Origin of the sequence: Fontisubflavum oceani, from assembly GCF_030407165.1 — a bacterium.
Classification (GTDB): Bacteria; Pseudomonadota; Alphaproteobacteria; order Rhodobacterales; family Rhodobacteraceae; genus Rhodophyticola; species Rhodophyticola oceani.
The window spans coordinates 2,122,937-2,138,617 of sequence record NZ_CP129111.1; the positions used below are offsets into that span (position 1 = coordinate 2,122,937).

Sequence of the window (15,681 nt, forward strand, 5' to 3'; positions counted from 1 at the left end):
ATTACTTTATCACAGGAACCGTTCGGCGAGTGAGCCAAGGTGAGGATAGCGAGGAGTCATATAGCACCGTTTTTTTTGGCGGGGGTTAAGCCCCGCGACAGGGGCGCTGCCCGGAATAGTGCCCGGACAGTATGGTAGCAATCGACCACCCTATGTTTTTGGGAATTTCGATGACGATCCGGACCCGGAGTTCTTTGGCCAGACTGCTTGGCCTTTTGCATCGAGTTCTACCCTTAACATTGAAGATGGCATCGCCCGTCAGGTTTCGTGGAATGCAACCGGGGTGAATCCCGCGCCCCTGTTTGGCTATAATGGTTTCAATGGTGTTATCGCTGATATTGACGCCGATGGGGTCACCGAGATGGTCGCTTCTCCTCGAAGTTTTGGCGCCAATGGCTATGGCATGCACCATCGACCGATTTTTGACTGGCGTGGTGTGGATTTTATCGCCGGCAATCCACATTACTTTTCCTTTGGCTATCTGTTTGGCTCGACGCGGCAGGAACTTGAGCGGATCCAAAGCCTCGCGGCCGGGGATGTCAATGGCGATGGCACGGCGGATCTTGTGGTGTCTTATGGAACACCTGGGCAAGATCTGACGATCCGTGTGGCCTTGTCCGATGGCACGGGGTTTGTGACGCCAGAGATCTGGGGAGATTCGACCTCAATCCCGGAACTCAATCAAGGCCGGCGGATCAATAGGCTACAGCCGTGGAAATACCCCTCACATGTCGCGATGCGGGATGTGAATGGCGATGGGCGCGCCGATCTGATCCTGACCGATGTGCCGCAAGGGTCGATAATCCGATCCTATACAGATGACAAAGATCGGAGGTATTTAGTTGGCCCTCCGAACCTTCGTGATTTGTTCATGATGAGCTATGTGTACCTGTCGACGGGGGATGGTTTTGTGCCGGCGGGTCCTGAGCAGACGTCTGAGCTGCTTGGGGTCCATGGTTGGGGCGATATCAATGGCGACGGGATTGAGGATGCGATTGCGCGCAACAGCCCCGGCGTGATCCTCTATGGCACGGGCGATGTTCCGCATCTTCTGACGTCTATTCGGGATGGTTTTGGGGGTGTTACGGGGATTGAGTATGTGCCTTCGACGGCTGTTGGGAACAATGACAACGATGTTCCGGGTGTGACGCAGCTTGTGGCGGCGATTGAGCGGCAGGATGGCCGGGGGAACACCCGGCGGACGAGTTATTCTTATGTCGGCTCGCGCTATGATTACGCGCATCGTCGGCCCTTGGGGTACCGCACAATCACCGCTCATCTGCCGGCGATTGCGGGCGAGGCCGAAGGCCCGCAGGTGGTGACGACCTATCTCAACGACCATTTGGGGGAGCGCGGGCGGATGGCCTCGCAAACCATCCTGCATGATGGGCAGACCCAACGCCAGGTGATCAACGCTTGGGATGTGCGCGCGCCCGATCTTCGCCCGTTCCGGGCGCAGCAGACGTCTGAGCGCACCCGGGTGCGCTATGGCGCGGACCTGGTCGAGACGACCCGGCTCTTTGAGCACACAAGATACGGGCAAGTGTCGTTGGAGGTCACCCTTGGGTTCACGGTGAACGGGGTCGATCAGGATCCAGATGACAACCAATTGATCAGAACCGGTCGAGCCTTCAATCTGTCGGATTACATTGTTGACCAACCCGGATGGCGCATCGCCCAAAGCGGTTCGACCTTCGATGCTGAGGACCGGGCGCGCTGGCTCTGGCGTGAGTTTTACACTCATGAAGGCAACGCCGATCCCTTCACGGCACCGTCGAACAGCAATGTGGTGCGGGTCGAGCGTTGGACGGGGGATGTATCCAGTTGCTGTGCGCGCCGTTTGGAGGAAGAGCGGAGCTATGACGCGCATGGCAATGTGCTGAGCCAAACGGATGCGCGAGGTCACACGACCACTTACACCTATGACACGGCTCGGCACCTGTTCCGCCTGAGCGAGACCAACGCGCTTGGCCATGTCGCGACGACCACCTGGGACACGGCTTGCCAGGCCCCGGTGCGGGTCACCGATGTCAATGGTCAGGTCACAGACTATACCTATGACAGCCATTGCCGTGAGACCCGGGTCGATCATCCCAATGGCAATTGGGAGACAACCGCATATCTCAACTGGGGCGATCCAGAGCAGGCCTTTATCCAAACGCAGGCCCCCTCAGGCAGCAGCGCGCCTGGTGCCGGCATCTCTGAACACCGGCAATATGTCGATGGCTTCGGCCAGACCTATCGCAGCAGAACAACGACCATGCTGGAAGGAGAACTTGATTTTATCTTCATCGACCGGGCTTTTGATGCGCGCGGCAATCTGGCCTGGGAGAGCATCCCGCCTTCTTCGCCTCCGCCTCCTTCGCTGGAGCTGCTGCTTTTTCCGCCTTCTTCGCTGAACCCGCGGCCTCCGCCAATTGCCGCCTCTCAGCGCACCAGCTTTGTCTATGATCCCCTCAATCGCCTGACCAACACGACAGCTGCCGATGGCACACTCTCCGCAACAGTGTTTGGTGCTCAGAGCATTGGCGGCATCATGCACCCGCTTGTTACCAGCCATGACGCGCATTGTTTTGATGGTGACAGCAGCACGATCTGCGGCGAGATTCGGCTGACCCTGGACAGCCGTGGCAACACGATTGCCCGCGCCATGACGGATGCGGATCAGACCGATATCGATGCGTCAGGTACAGAGCGCACGACCAGCTATACCTATGATCTCAGGAATCAGCTGATCGGGGTGACCGATCCGATCGGCGCCACTTGGGCCTATACTTATGACGTGTTTGGCAACCGCACTGTCTCGGATGATCCGGCGCTTGGCCGCTGGACGATGGTTTACGATGCCAATGGCAATCTGACCCGGCAAACCGATGCCGAAGGCCAAGTCATCGCCATCACGTATGACGCCTTGAACCGGGTAACCCGCCGCGATGTGACCACATCGGGCGGCACCACCACGACCACATCGACCTATGATGAGGCGGCGGCAGGCGAGCACAATATCGGCCAGTTGACCACGCTCTCAAACCCCGACCACACGATCCGCTATGGCTATGACGCGGTCGGACAACAAATCCGGGCGGAGCATAGCTTCCTCGGGCGGAGCTATACGCTCGAGACGGAGTATCGACCCTCAGGCGCGGTCTTGCGTCAGCATCTGCCCACCACCCCGGGCAGTACGGCCACCGCGCCGGCCGGCGATTACAGCTATGACGTGGCGGGCCGGCTCAATGGGTTTGGCACCTATATCGAAGCCATTGCCTATAACGCTTGGGGCAACCCCACGCTCATCGACTATGGCAACACTCTCGAGGATTTGCGGCTTTATGACACGCAGCGCGGCTGGCTGACAGATATCGTGATTTTGGACACCTTGGACACCGCATTCTTGCGAGATCACTCCGACTACACGCGGAGCGCGACAGGGCGGATATCGCGTGTTGATAGTCAAACGCCTGCGGGCGACATGAACTACAGCTATGACTATGCTGGCCGGCTGCTAACCGCGACCAATTATGCCGGACAGCCCGCGCAGAACCGCGTCTTCACCTATGACGCGGCGGGCAGTCTGCGCTCAAACTCGCAAATCGGCAGCTATAGCTACGGCCCCGCCACCGGCCCGCACCCTCACGCGCCGATTGCCGTCGCAGGCCAAAGCTTCACCTATGACGCCAATGGCAACATGACGACCAGCCTGCCGCTGACCACCGGTCTGGCGGGGCGCATGATGAGCTATGACGGCGAGAACCGCCCGCTCTCGGTCACCCATGGAGGTGCGACGACCACCTATACCTACGGTGCCGACGGCACGAGGCTTCTGCGCACCGATCCGTCCGGCAACATCACCGCCACCTTCGGCCCGGTCGAGATCCGCAACTTCGGCAGCCCGGCGGAGCAGGTCCTGACCTATCCGCATCCCGATATCCGGATCACCAATGGCACCGAGGTCACCTATCTGCACCGCGATCACCTGAACTCGGTTGTTGCGATGACCGATGCCACCGGCGCCCGCGCCGAGGCCCGGGTCTATGCCCCCTTCGGCGAGATCGCCTGGCGAGACGGCGGCACAAGCCCCGACGAAACCTTTGGCTATATCGGGGAGCGCTACGACAGCGACGCCGGACTGCAATATCTCAACGCCCGCTACTACGACCCCCGCCTGGCCATGTTCATACAACCCGATTGGTTCGAAGTCACAGAACCAGGCGTCGGCACAAACAGATACGCATACTCCGCAAACGATCCTATCAATCATATGGATCCCGAGGGGAATAAGTTCGCCATGCCAGAGGAGTTCCTCGAAGATGAGGACGAAGACGCTGAAGAGGCAACGGCGATCAAGGGTGACGACCTCGGATACTCCATCAATGATCCAACGCTGCAATGCGCAGAGGATGAGTGTGAAGAGATTGCTCAGGAGATCGAAAATCCGCAGTCCTTGATCTGCGGCGGCCGGTCTGGATGTGTAAACCCTGGTGGGTTGACACCTATCGCGACTGGCAGAGGCAGCCCCGCCAGACCAGCCAGTCCTCGCAACGAAACTGCTTTGTCTACTGGGACGGTTACGCCGCAAATGGCAACCAGAACAGCAACAACAAGAGTAGGTGCAACACGCAATGAGTTCCCGTCAAACCCAGGCCAGTCAAGACATATTTTTCGTGATCGTCCTGGGCATCTAACCGATACACCAGCCAACAGAAACTTACTCAGAGACACCGTCAACAACCCCGCTAACAGGGTCGGGCGAGATAGGTTTGGCAATGATGTTTACATAGCGACTAGGCCAGACGGGTCTCAAGTCTGGGGGCAGACGCGCAATGGAACTATTCAGAATGGAGGTTTAAACAGTACTCCATGGACATATGTTGATGGTATCGGCTTGAGGAGACCATAGTCATGACAGTGCGACTTAGCCCGGAGCAGGCCTATCTGGCGATGTTTTGCTTTCTGGACAGTTTCTATAAACGGACAGGTTCAGATGATGTTGGTGCTCTCCTTGGCAGTATGAGCTTGTTAAACGATGGGCGACCAATGGACTCTGCGCTTTGGGGCGAATGGTTAGAAAGCGTAGCTAAGTCATTGGAACAAGAGGTCGACGCCTCGCTGACCTTCGTGCAAGAACAAAGTCAATCAAACCGCTAGCAGCGAGAACCGCCCGCTCTCGGTTACCCATGGCGGGGCTGTCACTACCTATACCTACGGCGCCGACGGCACGCGGCTTCTGCGCACCGATCCGTCGGGCAACATCACCGCCACCTTCGGCCCGGTCGAGATCCGCACCTTCGGCAGCCCGGCGGAGCAGGTCCTGACCTATCCGCATCCCGATATCCGGATCACCAATGGCACCGAGGTCACCTATCTGCACCGCGATCACATTGTAGAGACAACTTGGCTATAACTCAGCACTGTCCCAACGAATTAAGCCAACGTCAGCCAGATCCCGGGCATTCTGTTGCATGGAGATGAAACCTGCTTCAGCGGCCAACTCATGGAGCCGGCTCAAAGGCTCCCGTTCAGCGATTGCCTGTGCAATCGGTTCGTTCACAGCCAACAGTTCGGTGATCGCGACACGACCCGATACACCTATTTCTGCGCAATCCTTGCAGCCATTGCCACCGCATTTCTTGCAGAGCTTTGGCACCAGTCTTTGTGAAAGGACGCCGCGGAGCGTCGCGCCAATGAGATATGGCGGAACGCCAAGATTGATCAGACGCTCAATGACGCCAAAGGAGTCATTGGCATGTACAGTTGATAGGACAAGGCGCCCGACAAGGGCCGCCCGAGTCGAAATCTCAGCGGTTTCCTCATCTCTGATCTCACCAACCATGATAACATCAGGATCTTGTCGAAGTATCGCCCGCAGAGCCTTTGCGAATGTGACATCGATCTCAGGGGCCACAGGGACTTGATTGACGCCCGGCAAAGAATACTCGATCGGATCTTCGACGGTGACAAGCTTGCGATTGGTGTCATTCAGTTCATTCAGCAAAGTGTAGAGAGTCGTTGTTTTGCCACTTCCCGTGGGTCCAGACACCAAGAAAAGCCCATTTGGTTGGTGGCCGATCTTGACGATTGCGTCCGATATTTGCTTCGAGAATCCGAGTTCGACCCAGCTCAACTTCCCACTTGTTTGGTCGAGTAGTCGAAGGACCGCACTTTCACCAAATTGTGTTGGCAGCGTCGAAACCCTAAAGTCGATCGCCCGACCGCGAAGAACAAGCCTTATTCGACCATCCTGCGGCCTGCGCTTCTCGGAAATATTCAGTCGTGACAAGACTTTGATCCGAGACAATGTCGCCGAGAAATCTCGCTGACTTAGGCTTTCGTGAGGGCGGAGCATACCGTCGATCCTTAGTCGCACACGACCGCCTTGATCAGTTGCCTCGAAGTGTATGTCGGAGGCTCCGAGGCGCAATGCATTATGGGCAATTCTGTTGACCAGTTCTATCGTTGGGCCCTGGTTGGCAAGCTGTTGCAGTTGTTCGATATCGGCATCCGACGCACGCTCCACATCGCCTGTGTCGTTAGGCTCAAGACTCGCAAGAGCGTTAGACACCTGGCTCGGGGTCGCAAGAGCGTGCGAAACAGGTCGTTCTATGTGAAAAGCGATACTTTTTATTACGTTGTCGCATTCCAATTCACTGGTGACGAGCGTGAGCGCTCCATCGCTTGTGATATGAGGGAGAATGCGAACACGTTTTAGGAAGGCAGGGTTCAACCGTAGCCGGGCCGGTAGTGATGCATCGATCTCGCTAATCGAGATTAGCGGAAGGCCGAGTTCTTTAGCTAACAAAGTGTAGAGCACTTCTTCTTTGATGAGACCGAGCTCGAGCAGCGCCCTAGAAATGCTGATGTTCGTTTCTCGGCTGGCTGTTTGTGTTCGCTTGACCTCCTCTAGAGTTAGCTTTCCGTCATCGACAAGTCTACTAAGGAACCGCTCGAGGTCGAAACCTGAAGATGCATGCATCACGACAACACTTCGTTCGTACTGAATAACTGACTATTAAAAGAATATGGCCTGCGCTAAGATAAAGAAAGAAGAAGTGGGCATAGATCCCCCATAGAGCAGTACATCGTAAAAGGTTTCTCTAATGAGGCGTTTTCAGGCAAGCTCTAGGCTTATTGTAAGGCTCTTGCAGCTATGTCGGGCCGTTTTCTTCGCTGAGCCTTTGGCAAGACCGGCATTTTTCGTAGATGAAGTCGAGGCGCCCATAGTCACACCCCGGGGTATCGCGCTTCCCACTGCTATTCTTAGCGGTTCGTTCGAGCAAGCAACGACCAAGATGGATGTTTGTGTCGACCTATTCTTGCCCGAAGAAAGTGCTCTGCAGCGGACCCTCCAACTTCCCCCGGCGGTAGAGCATCGACTTGACGAAGTCATCAAGCTTGATCTCATTCGATCAACGCCTTTTGTTCTTGGAGAAATCTATACTACGAGAAGTAAGCCAATCATCGAAAATTGCGAACTAACTGTAGAGCAATGGATTGTAAAAACCGCTACAATTGACGCGGTGGTAGATCGTCTGGGTGCGATTGGCCTCGCTGTGAAGCAAGTGAGATTGCATCATCCTCTTGCCAAAGTTCCGTTTGTCGATCTCACCGGGCGGCTGGCACCCAATCAGCGCCGTTGGCAATTAACCAATATTGCTCTGTTTGCTGGAGCACTCTTGATGCTTCTCTATGTTTGGTTGGTGCCAAGTTTGGAGACGTCCAATCGCCTCGTATCCATTCAGGCAGAAAACGCCGGTCTTCTCGCTCGAGCTGTTGATGAAATGCAAGCGCTCGAAATGCTGGAGAGTGAGGCTGGCGAGCAGCGCGCTTTGACGGCATTTCTGTTTGATCGCCGACGTCTCATGGAGGCTCTGTCTGATCTAACCGAGGCAATGCCAGACAGCGTATGGGTCAGTGATTTGACGTTTACACCTGAGCGACTGGTACTCGCTGGCAATACAAGTGGTTCTGCGGCATCAGTGGTCTTGTTGCTTTCAGAAATCACCGTCTTTGCCGATCCTCGGATTTCCGGCCCGGTGACGAGGACGGCAACTGGCGAGGAGCGCTTTGAACTGACTATTGATCTTCTCGAGCCGCCCTCATGAAGCGTATCGCCAAGAGATACATTTGGATCGCGTTCGCACTTGCCGGTTTCACATTGGCCGTCGTGCTGGTCGTTGTTCCAGCCCTGCAATGGCGTGCCGGTATCGAAGCTACCTATGAAAATGAACGCCACGAACAAGTGCGGCTTATTGGTCAGATCCGAGAGCTCGAAATAAGGAGAGCCAGGTTATCCCAAGACGAAGGTCAAATACCGCTTTGGGAGGCCGCTCGCATCGGTGAAGCTAATGCGCGCATTCAACAGGCACTAGGGAGAATTGGCGACGAATCCGGGCTTTCTTTTCAATCTGTTATCCCCAGTAATCCGGGAGACGTCCCGCTTGTGACATCTGTCGGATTTCGGGTCGAAATTGAAGGGACGTTTGATCGCATCGTCTCTTTGCTGGGCCGATTGGAATCGCACAGCCCACCGCTCTTGATCGAGCGTGCAACGTTGCGTCGCCTGAGTCGTCCAGGAGAGCGCTCGTCGCAACCGCTACTAATGGTTCAACTCGATCTGCATGCACCCGTTGATTTATTGGCGGTGAGCGAATGAGCCTGGCACTTCGCATCGTCGGAACGACATGCATGGTTGTAGCCTTTGCATTTGCGTCTCGTCAGGCCGCGAATGTGGGCAATTCGTCTTCTGAACGGGCCGTAAACGAGACGTTGCGAGTCGAGACTTTACCAGAACCCATGACACAAGTTGGAGTGCAGGCAGCGCAACAGCGCCAGCTGGATGCCGAGCCAATCCTCAACAGACCTCTGTTTGAACCATCTCGGCGGCCTTTCACATCGGAAGAACCGGCAGTCTCGGAACCGATTTTGGACGAAGTGGCCGACCCAACTGAAGACGTTTTTGTGGAAGTAAGTCTTCAGTTGCCGCCGGAGATTTCGCTTCAAGGCTTGCTCATTCGTGATGGTCAGCCCTTGGCGCTCCTCTCAGTTTCGGGTGCAGATTATGACTGGTATGCAGTTGGATCTGAGTTCGATGGATGGGTTCTGAACCGAGTGGAGGCGGACGCGGTGGAGATTGGACAGGGCGACGAAGTGATACGGGTGGAGTTATATCAATGAGTAAGTCAGGCAGATTTCCCCGAGTTGGGATTGCAATCGTCAGTCTATTCCTGGCGGCCTGCGGGTCTGAGAGTAATCAAAGCACCTCACCTCTCCTGGCAAACCAAACGACTCGTGGGAACGACAATGCAAATTCTAGTTTTGCGACATTTTCAGCCAGCTTGAACGGGAGATCCGGAGACCGCAGAGCGCTAGGAACAGGGGAGTTTTTGGGGCAACCAGGCGGCCAATCGACCCGACTGATAGCTGCGAGTGATGACGGATCCTTTTCGCTAAACCTCGTTAATGTGCCAATCTCGCAAGCCGCAAATGCAGTTTTGGGAGAGGCGCTTGAACGCAGCTTTACAGTTTCACCAGATGTTAGCGGAGCCATCACACTACAGACCACCCGTCCGCTTTCTGAGGCTGACCTACTAGAGACATTTCAGACAGTCCTGGAGTTGAACGGCGCCACGCTTGAGCAATCGGGCGATCTCGTTACGATTGTCCCGCTATCAGGCGCTCCACAACGCATCGGCGTTTTGGGGGACCCATCTGCGATAGATGCCAGAACAGTTGCCGTACCCCTCCAGCATATCGGAACCGCTGAGATGATCCGTCTGTTGGCGCCGATTGCTGGTCCGTCTGTAGGGCTGCAACCCATTCCAAGCCGCGGTATTCTGTTGGTCTCGGGCTCACGCGGCGAAATCAATGCAGCGATCGAGGCAATCAATCTCTTTGACGTTGATGTCTTGAGTGGAAAATCCGTCGGCCTATTCCGGCTGTCGGCCGCTGAGCCGGAAGCCGTTGTGGGTGAACTTAACGAGATTTTTGAGACCGGAGCCGGCGGCAGCCTCGAGGACGTTGTGACTTTTATTCCATCACAACGATTGGGCGCCATCATCGTCGTCACCTCGCGAGGGCGCTACCTAAGTGAAGCAGAGCGATGGATTCGTGATCTTGATCGAGCTGCAGGGGGCATCCAAAGACGACCTGTCGTCTACGCGCTGCAAAATCGTGACGCTGTTGATCTTGCACCCGTCCTAACCGAAATGCTCGCACAGGATTCGGCAGAGGGCACCCCAACCGCTGGTATTGGAAGCGCTCGTATAGTAGCGGATGACACGAACAACTCGATTGTGGTGTGGGGGAACGATACTGAGCAAGAAGCATTCGCGCGCTTGATCCAATCACTCGATACGCCACCTGTTCAGGTTCTGCTTGAGGCGACCATCGCGGAGGTGAGCCTCAATGATCAACTCAATTTCGGTTTACGCTGGTTCTTCGAGAACGGCGACCTGAGGGGAACGTTCTCGGATGCATCTAATGGAGCCGTCGCCGCCACGTTTCCTGGGTTGTCCTTCACATTTCAAGGCGCGTCCGCAGCGGTTGCCATAAACGCACTGTCCTCAATCACCGATGTGAACGTCGTTTCATCTCCGAGTATTCTTGTCCTCGACAACCAAGAAGCGCGGTTGCAGATCGGCGACGAAGTTCCGATTGCAACACAGCAGGTTCGGGATGTTTCGGATCCTGCATCCCCAATCGTGAACACGATTTCCTTTCGGGATACCGGTATCATTCTGACAGTGCGACCTCGCGTGTCGGAATCCGGGCGCGTTATCCTCGATATCGAGCAAGAGGTGAGTAGCGTTTCGACCACCACAACATCTGGCATCGATAGCCCGACGATCTCCCAGCGGCGGATCGATACCAGCGTCTCGATACTGAATGGTCAGACAATTGCGCTAGGCGGTTTGATCGAAGAGAGTCGCAATAGGACCAATTCTCGCGTGCCGGTTGCTGGAGAGATCCCAGTGCTTGGTGCGCTGTTTCGCAATCGCAGTGATCGCACGACAAGAACGGAGTTGCTGATTTTGATCACGCCGCGCGGGTGGTTCGCAGTGGCGCCGAAGCGCAATCCGTAACAGACGAACTGCGCCAGCGCCTGCAAGACACCAACAGCTTGGTGCGCCAAGGCGTTCCAGCTTTGTCGGATGAACACCGGATATTCCAGTAACCTTTCTCAAACAAGCCAAATGCCGAGCTATAGCTACACAGCAATCAATAGTGATGGTTTGACAGAAACAAGCTCTCTGCGGGCGGCGGACTTGGGCGATGCCCTCTCCATTTTGTCGTCACACGGCCTTACGCCAATTGCAGTCAAAGAGGGTCATACGGTAGATTCTTGGTGGAACCGTGACATCACCTCTCTCGGCGCCAGCCGATCAGCTCGGTCGCAAGACCTGGAAGACTTCTTTAACACGTTTTCAGTTCTGCTTAAGGCAAAGCTACCCCTGACCAATGCGTTACGCTTCTGCGAAGATCGCAGCCGACGGCGTGCGTTTCGTAGGGATTTGCGCAGCATTCGCGATGCAGTTGAAAATGGCGCTTCTCTATCTGGAAGCGCTCGCGCAGATCGGTGCTGTGTTCCCGCTGCGGTATCGGGTATTGCTCGAGCTTGGCGAGAAAGCGAATGACCTTGAAAAGGCATCAGCCGATGCCGCCGATATGTTGCGACAAGAAGGAAGCTATCGCCGACAGATCATTTCAGCACTTGTTTACCCAAGTATACTTGCCGTTGTATCTTTGCTGGTCTTGGGGGTTTTGGTCTTTATTCTTGCACCCACTTTGGCGCCCGTCTTCGACGCTATGGGGCGCACGCCACCTCTGATGATCCGGGTCTTATCTGCATTGAATGAAACACTTACATCCAACTCGGCAATCTTGATACTGCCGATTGGTTGTCTGCTCGCTCTGGCAGGATTTTTAACTACGAAGTCTGGTAAAGTCTTGAAGGCGATCCGTAACATCGTACCGATGGCCAAAAGGTATCACCGGCAGCGTCAAACGTATCAGCTTTGCCGAACCATGGCCGTTCTACTGAAGAGCGGGGCGCCTCTTCTACAGACGCTAGAGGCCGTTTCTGCGTCCATAACGGATGTGGAATTCGCGAACCATATCGGGAGAGTGAAAGATGAGGTGTCAGCAGGCGCAGAACTGGAAGAGGTATTGGGACGAAGCGACCTCATAGATCCGATAGCGCGTGCCTTGCTACAAGTCGGACACCAAGCAAATGCGTTGCCAGATGTTCTCAAGATTGTAGCAGACGACCTTGGGGCAAAAACCAACGAGACTACCGCGCGCGCCGTCAAACTGGTGACGCCAATCCTGACTCTTCTCATCGGCCTTGGGGTCGGATCAGTTATCCTGTCGACACTTTCCGCCATTATGGATCTAAATGACATCGCATTCTGATCAAAAAAGAAATCGGCGCGCTGGATTTACGCTGCTTGAGATCATGGTCGTCTTGGTGATCTTATCTGCCATTTTGACGATTTCTATGACAACGCTGACTCGCCCGTCAGATCGACTCGCTATGAGACAGGACATTGCAGTGATACGTCAAGAAGCCACACAGCTTCGCAGCGAGGCGATCCGCAATGGTATGGAGCGCACTTTGTCTTTTAAGGGATGCGACGGCGCCCAACTCGTATCAGTCAGATTCTTCCCTGACGGAACGGCCTCTGGAGACGACATATGCCTTGAGCATGGGGAAGACATGGTGCGCCTGCGAGTCGAGCGTTTGACGGGTCGTTTGGTTCTTATTGGAGACCAGTTTGAGCGCTAAATCAGCAGGGTACTCGCTTCTCGAAGTCTTGATCGCATTTTTTGTCATGGCAACGGTATTGGCGGTGCTCATACCAGAGCAAGGCGGGTTGCTACAAAGAGGGAGACAATCTCAGGCTGAGACCTTAGCATATGATTACGCGCGCTCTGTAATAGCTTCCAGGTCTGTCTCTCGAGAACTGCAGCCGGGCTCCGAACGTTTCGATTACAGAGATTGGTCGGTTGATGTGGCTCTGGAAGAACTAAGCATATCTACTGGACCTATGACGGTGTTCAGGATCGAGGTCCGGGTGAGCGGCTCCAATGGCAGAGCGTTGGCGCATGCGCAGGGGATGATCACTCGATGATGATCGGTGCCCAAAGACCATCGAAAAAGACAAGGCGCGCGGGATTTACGCTCTTGGAACTGCTGGTGGCTCTTGCCCTTCTGGCTTTTATCGGCGCTACCCTTGCCAACTCGCTTACGGTTGGTATCCGCGTGCTCAATCGGAGCGCCGCACTAGAGGAAACGATCGATCCTATAGCTTTGCGTATCCGACTTAGATCGTGGCTATCTCAGGCGGCATCCCCGGCATTCGCGTCGTCAGTTCCGATTCACTTCAACGGAGATATTTCAGCTTTTGAATTTGTGACGCGGACGAGTACGCCGTTCGCGCCAGAAGCCTTTGGGATGATTGTCCAAGTTGTGCATGAAGAGAGCGCCCTTAGGTTGCGGGCCTCGCTGATTGACAGCGACGGCGCGACATTTGACGAGATCAACGGGCTGCTCGCGCTTTCCGAGAACGCTGCCATCATTCGATACTATGATGGACGGACGTCGGAGTGGGTCTCCGAATGGGTGGAAAATGACTCCCTTCCTGTACTCGTTCGTATTGAGCTTCCGGAAACAGCCGACCCGCAATGGCCCGAATTTACCGTACGTCTGACGTTTGCTCATCCCATTACGAACTAAGATCAGTGTCTTCTCCATCTCCTCCTTCGTGACCGTCGCGTCCCAAGGACCGGATGGAGAAGCCATTCACATTTTCCGCCGTTTCGAATAGATAATCTCGTCCCCAGGGATCAGATAGCCCCTCAGCCGCATTGATATAAGGACCGTTCCAAGCATCTGTGTTTGGGGGAGGCTGAATTAGAATAGCGAGACCCTCTGCCTCCGTCGGATATCGCCCCATATCGATATAGAAAAGTTGCACCGCAGTCGTCAGATTTTGGATCTGCAGTCGCGCGGTCTCGGTTTGGGCTCGGCCAAGATATCCAATGACCCGTGGTGCAGCAACAGAGGCAATTAGGGTAATTATCCCTAAGACTATTAGAACTTCCAGGATCGTTGCACCCGTTGATTTGCCCCACTTATGGTTGCGAGGAAAGGAAGCTCTACTCATTGAACTCTCATTAATAGCCAGACGGCCCATGCGGATAGATTAAGGAAGGGCCCGAAGGCTATACCTGACATTTCCACTTCGCCAGAGACACTCCTTCTCACAAGCATAGAAGCTAACAATGTCAGAATCCCCGAAATAGACGCTATGAGCACGACGAATGTCATTCCCGACAAGCCTAGCCAACTACCCAAGCCGGCGACAAGTTTTATATCACCAAAGCCCAGCCCATCATAGCCACGCCACGCTCTGTATACTGTCGCAGTTAGCCAAAAGACCGCCGGCCAAATCAGCACCCCTGCTAAAAGGTCAACACGATCCGTCACCGGGCTCTGGAACATGAGAAGTAGGCCAAGAAAGAGCAACGCGACAACCGCACCATCAGGGATTTCATATCGCCGTATATCGATGACGCTGACCCAAATGAGCAGCCCGGCCAACAAAAAACCCCAAAGATCGAGCGGTGACCATAGCAGCGCCAATATCGCACCATACGCTAAGACATGCATCAGAATAAGCTTGGCCAGTTTCACGATTCCAAATCTCAAGTCGTTTCGCTAAACTGCAGGCATGGATAACTCAAGCACAGGCCGTCCTCGGCAAACCGGTTATGCATTGATTGTCGTGCTTGGCATGCTCGCCATCGTCACAGTCATCTTTTCGATTTCTACCGCTGGCATCGTTTCTCAATCTCGATTTCTTGCAGATGAGCGCTATCTGAATATGAATCGGAACCTGCACTCAGATCTGCTGCATGTCGCCGCGCAAGCAAAGACCATGAATGCCAATCTAGAGGGCCTGAACCTAACCTTGAATAATCAAAACATACAGATTTCTTTCCAAGATGTTGCGGGATTGATTGACATAAATACTGCACATCCAGATCTCGTCGAGAGGTTGCTGGGAAGATTGGCAGTCGATGCTGATAACAGCCAAGTCGCAACTGAGAACTTTCGGGCGTTGAGGTCTCAAGGGGCGCGCATCGAACGCCTTGAAGACTTCGTCGCTCTCACGATGTTGCAGCAGAGGACTGAAATCAACCTTGCCGCCGTCGCCACAGTGTATTCGGGGCAAGCAGGGATCAACCCCACGGTTGCGCCACCGGCGGTCTTGGAGGTTGCGTCGAACTCTGGTGAGACACCAGATGAGTTTGTAGACAGTCGGCTGACGGAGGTGTTTAGGGTGCTCCTTTCGGTCGATGGGGCACCAGCGAGAGGTATAGGTACCGTCTTCGCAGATCGGACGGCGCAGAATAGCCGCATACTGGATGTGGAATGAAGCTGTGCAGAGTTGGTCAAACACGCTACCCAAGTTCGTGTCGCCGTCTCGCCAGGCGATCTCACCGAAGGTGGCATAGAGCCGGGCCTCGGCGCGGGCGCCGGTGGCATCTGTCATCGCAACAACCGAGTTCAGGTGATCGCGGTGCAGATAGGTGACGTCGGTGCCATTGGTGATCCGGATATCCGGGTGCGGATAGGTCAGGACCTATTCCGCCGGGCTTCCAGAGTCGCAGCCCGAGGGG

General features: G+C 55.0%; 15 protein-coding genes. 11 read left to right on the forward strand and 4 right to left on the reverse strand.

Going from position 1 to position 15,681, the window contains the following annotated elements; genetic code table 11:
- The first annotated feature begins 283 nt into the window (after positions 1–283).
- Positions 284–4,897: an RHS repeat-associated core domain-containing protein gene (locus QTA57_RS10940; protein WP_290151451.1), complete on the forward strand. Its 4,614-nt coding sequence runs from the start codon at positions 284–286 to the stop codon at positions 4,895–4,897.
- Positions 4,898–4,899: 2 nt separating this feature from the next.
- Entirely contained in the window at positions 4,900–5,145 is a 246-nt protein-coding gene (locus QTA57_RS10945; protein WP_290151452.1) for a hypothetical protein, read from the forward strand.
- Positions 5,146–5,395: 250 nt separating this feature from the next.
- On the opposite strand, the gene QTA57_RS10950 is transcribed toward QTA57_RS10945, so the two are convergent.
- Complete coding sequence (locus QTA57_RS10950; protein WP_290154862.1) at positions 5,396–6,970, reverse strand: GspE/PulE family protein; 1,575 nt, start codon at positions 6,968–6,970, stop codon at positions 5,396–5,398.
- 124 nt (positions 6,971–7,094) lie between these two features.
- On the opposite strand from QTA57_RS10950, the gene QTA57_RS10955 reads away from it, so the two are divergent.
- The 6 genes from QTA57_RS10955 (at position 7,095) to QTA57_RS10975 (ending at position 12,408) form a co-directional block, all read left to right on the forward strand.
- On the forward strand, positions 7,095–8,099 hold the full coding sequence (locus tag QTA57_RS10955) for a PilN domain-containing protein (RefSeq protein ID WP_290151453.1): 1,005 nt from the start codon (positions 7,095–7,097) through the stop codon (positions 8,097–8,099).
- Positions 8,096–8,650: a type II secretion system protein GspM gene (gene gspM, locus QTA57_RS10960; RefSeq protein ID WP_290151454.1), complete on the forward strand. Its 555-nt coding sequence runs from the start codon at positions 8,096–8,098 to the stop codon at positions 8,648–8,650. Before QTA57_RS10955 ends, gspM begins: the two co-directional genes overlap by 4 nt.
- A complete protein-coding gene (locus QTA57_RS10965; protein ID WP_290151455.1) occupies positions 8,647–9,171 on the forward strand; it encodes a hypothetical protein in 525 nt (174 codons plus the stop codon). The genes gspM and QTA57_RS10965 overlap by 4 nt, the downstream gene beginning before the upstream one ends.
- Entirely contained in the window at positions 9,168–11,078 is a 1,911-nt protein-coding gene (gene gspD / locus QTA57_RS10970) for a type II secretion system secretin GspD (protein ID WP_290151456.1), read from the forward strand. Before QTA57_RS10965 ends, gspD begins: the two co-directional genes overlap by 4 nt.
- 111 nt (positions 11,079–11,189) lie before the next feature.
- Positions 11,190–11,630 (forward strand): type II secretion system F family protein, encoded by a 441-nt coding sequence (locus QTA57_RS18630; protein ID WP_407933517.1) that lies wholly within the window; start codon positions 11,190–11,192, stop codon positions 11,628–11,630.
- A complete protein-coding gene (locus QTA57_RS10975; RefSeq protein ID WP_407933518.1) occupies positions 11,536–12,408 on the forward strand; it encodes a type II secretion system F family protein in 873 nt (290 codons plus the stop codon). The genes QTA57_RS18630 and QTA57_RS10975 overlap by 95 nt, the downstream gene beginning before the upstream one ends.
- Positions 12,409–12,646: 238 nt before the next feature.
- On the opposite strand, the gene QTA57_RS10980 is transcribed toward QTA57_RS10975, so the two are convergent.
- Complete coding sequence (locus tag QTA57_RS10980; protein ID WP_290151458.1) at positions 12,647–12,853, reverse strand: hypothetical protein; 207 nt, start codon at positions 12,851–12,853, stop codon at positions 12,647–12,649.
- Here QTA57_RS10980 and QTA57_RS18635 point away from each other — a divergent pair.
- Complete coding sequence (locus QTA57_RS18635) at positions 12,810–13,127, forward strand: hypothetical protein (RefSeq protein ID WP_407933519.1); 318 nt, start codon at positions 12,810–12,812, stop codon at positions 13,125–13,127. The genes QTA57_RS10980 and QTA57_RS18635 overlap by 44 nt on opposite strands.
- On the forward strand, positions 13,124–13,732 hold the full coding sequence (locus tag QTA57_RS10985; RefSeq protein WP_290151459.1) for a prepilin-type N-terminal cleavage/methylation domain-containing protein: 609 nt from the start codon (positions 13,124–13,126) through the stop codon (positions 13,730–13,732). The genes QTA57_RS18635 and QTA57_RS10985 overlap by 4 nt, the downstream gene beginning before the upstream one ends.
- Here the strand turns inward: QTA57_RS10985 and gspG are convergent.
- Both gspG and QTA57_RS10990 read right to left on the reverse strand, forming a co-directional pair.
- Positions 13,722–14,192: a type II secretion system major pseudopilin GspG gene (gene gspG / locus QTA57_RS18640; RefSeq protein ID WP_407933473.1), complete on the reverse strand. Its 471-nt coding sequence runs from the start codon at positions 14,190–14,192 to the stop codon at positions 13,722–13,724. The genes QTA57_RS10985 and gspG overlap by 11 nt on opposite strands.
- A complete protein-coding gene (locus QTA57_RS10990) occupies positions 14,159–14,692 on the reverse strand; it encodes a prepilin peptidase (RefSeq protein ID WP_290151460.1) in 534 nt (177 codons plus the stop codon). The genes gspG and QTA57_RS10990 overlap by 34 nt, the downstream gene beginning before the upstream one ends.
- Positions 14,693–14,729: 37 nt before the next feature.
- Here QTA57_RS10990 and QTA57_RS10995 point away from each other — a divergent pair, with 37 nt between their 5' ends.
- A complete protein-coding gene (locus tag QTA57_RS10995; protein ID WP_290151462.1) occupies positions 14,730–15,437 on the forward strand; it encodes a hypothetical protein in 708 nt (235 codons plus the stop codon).
- Positions 15,438–15,681 lie beyond the last annotated feature (244 nt).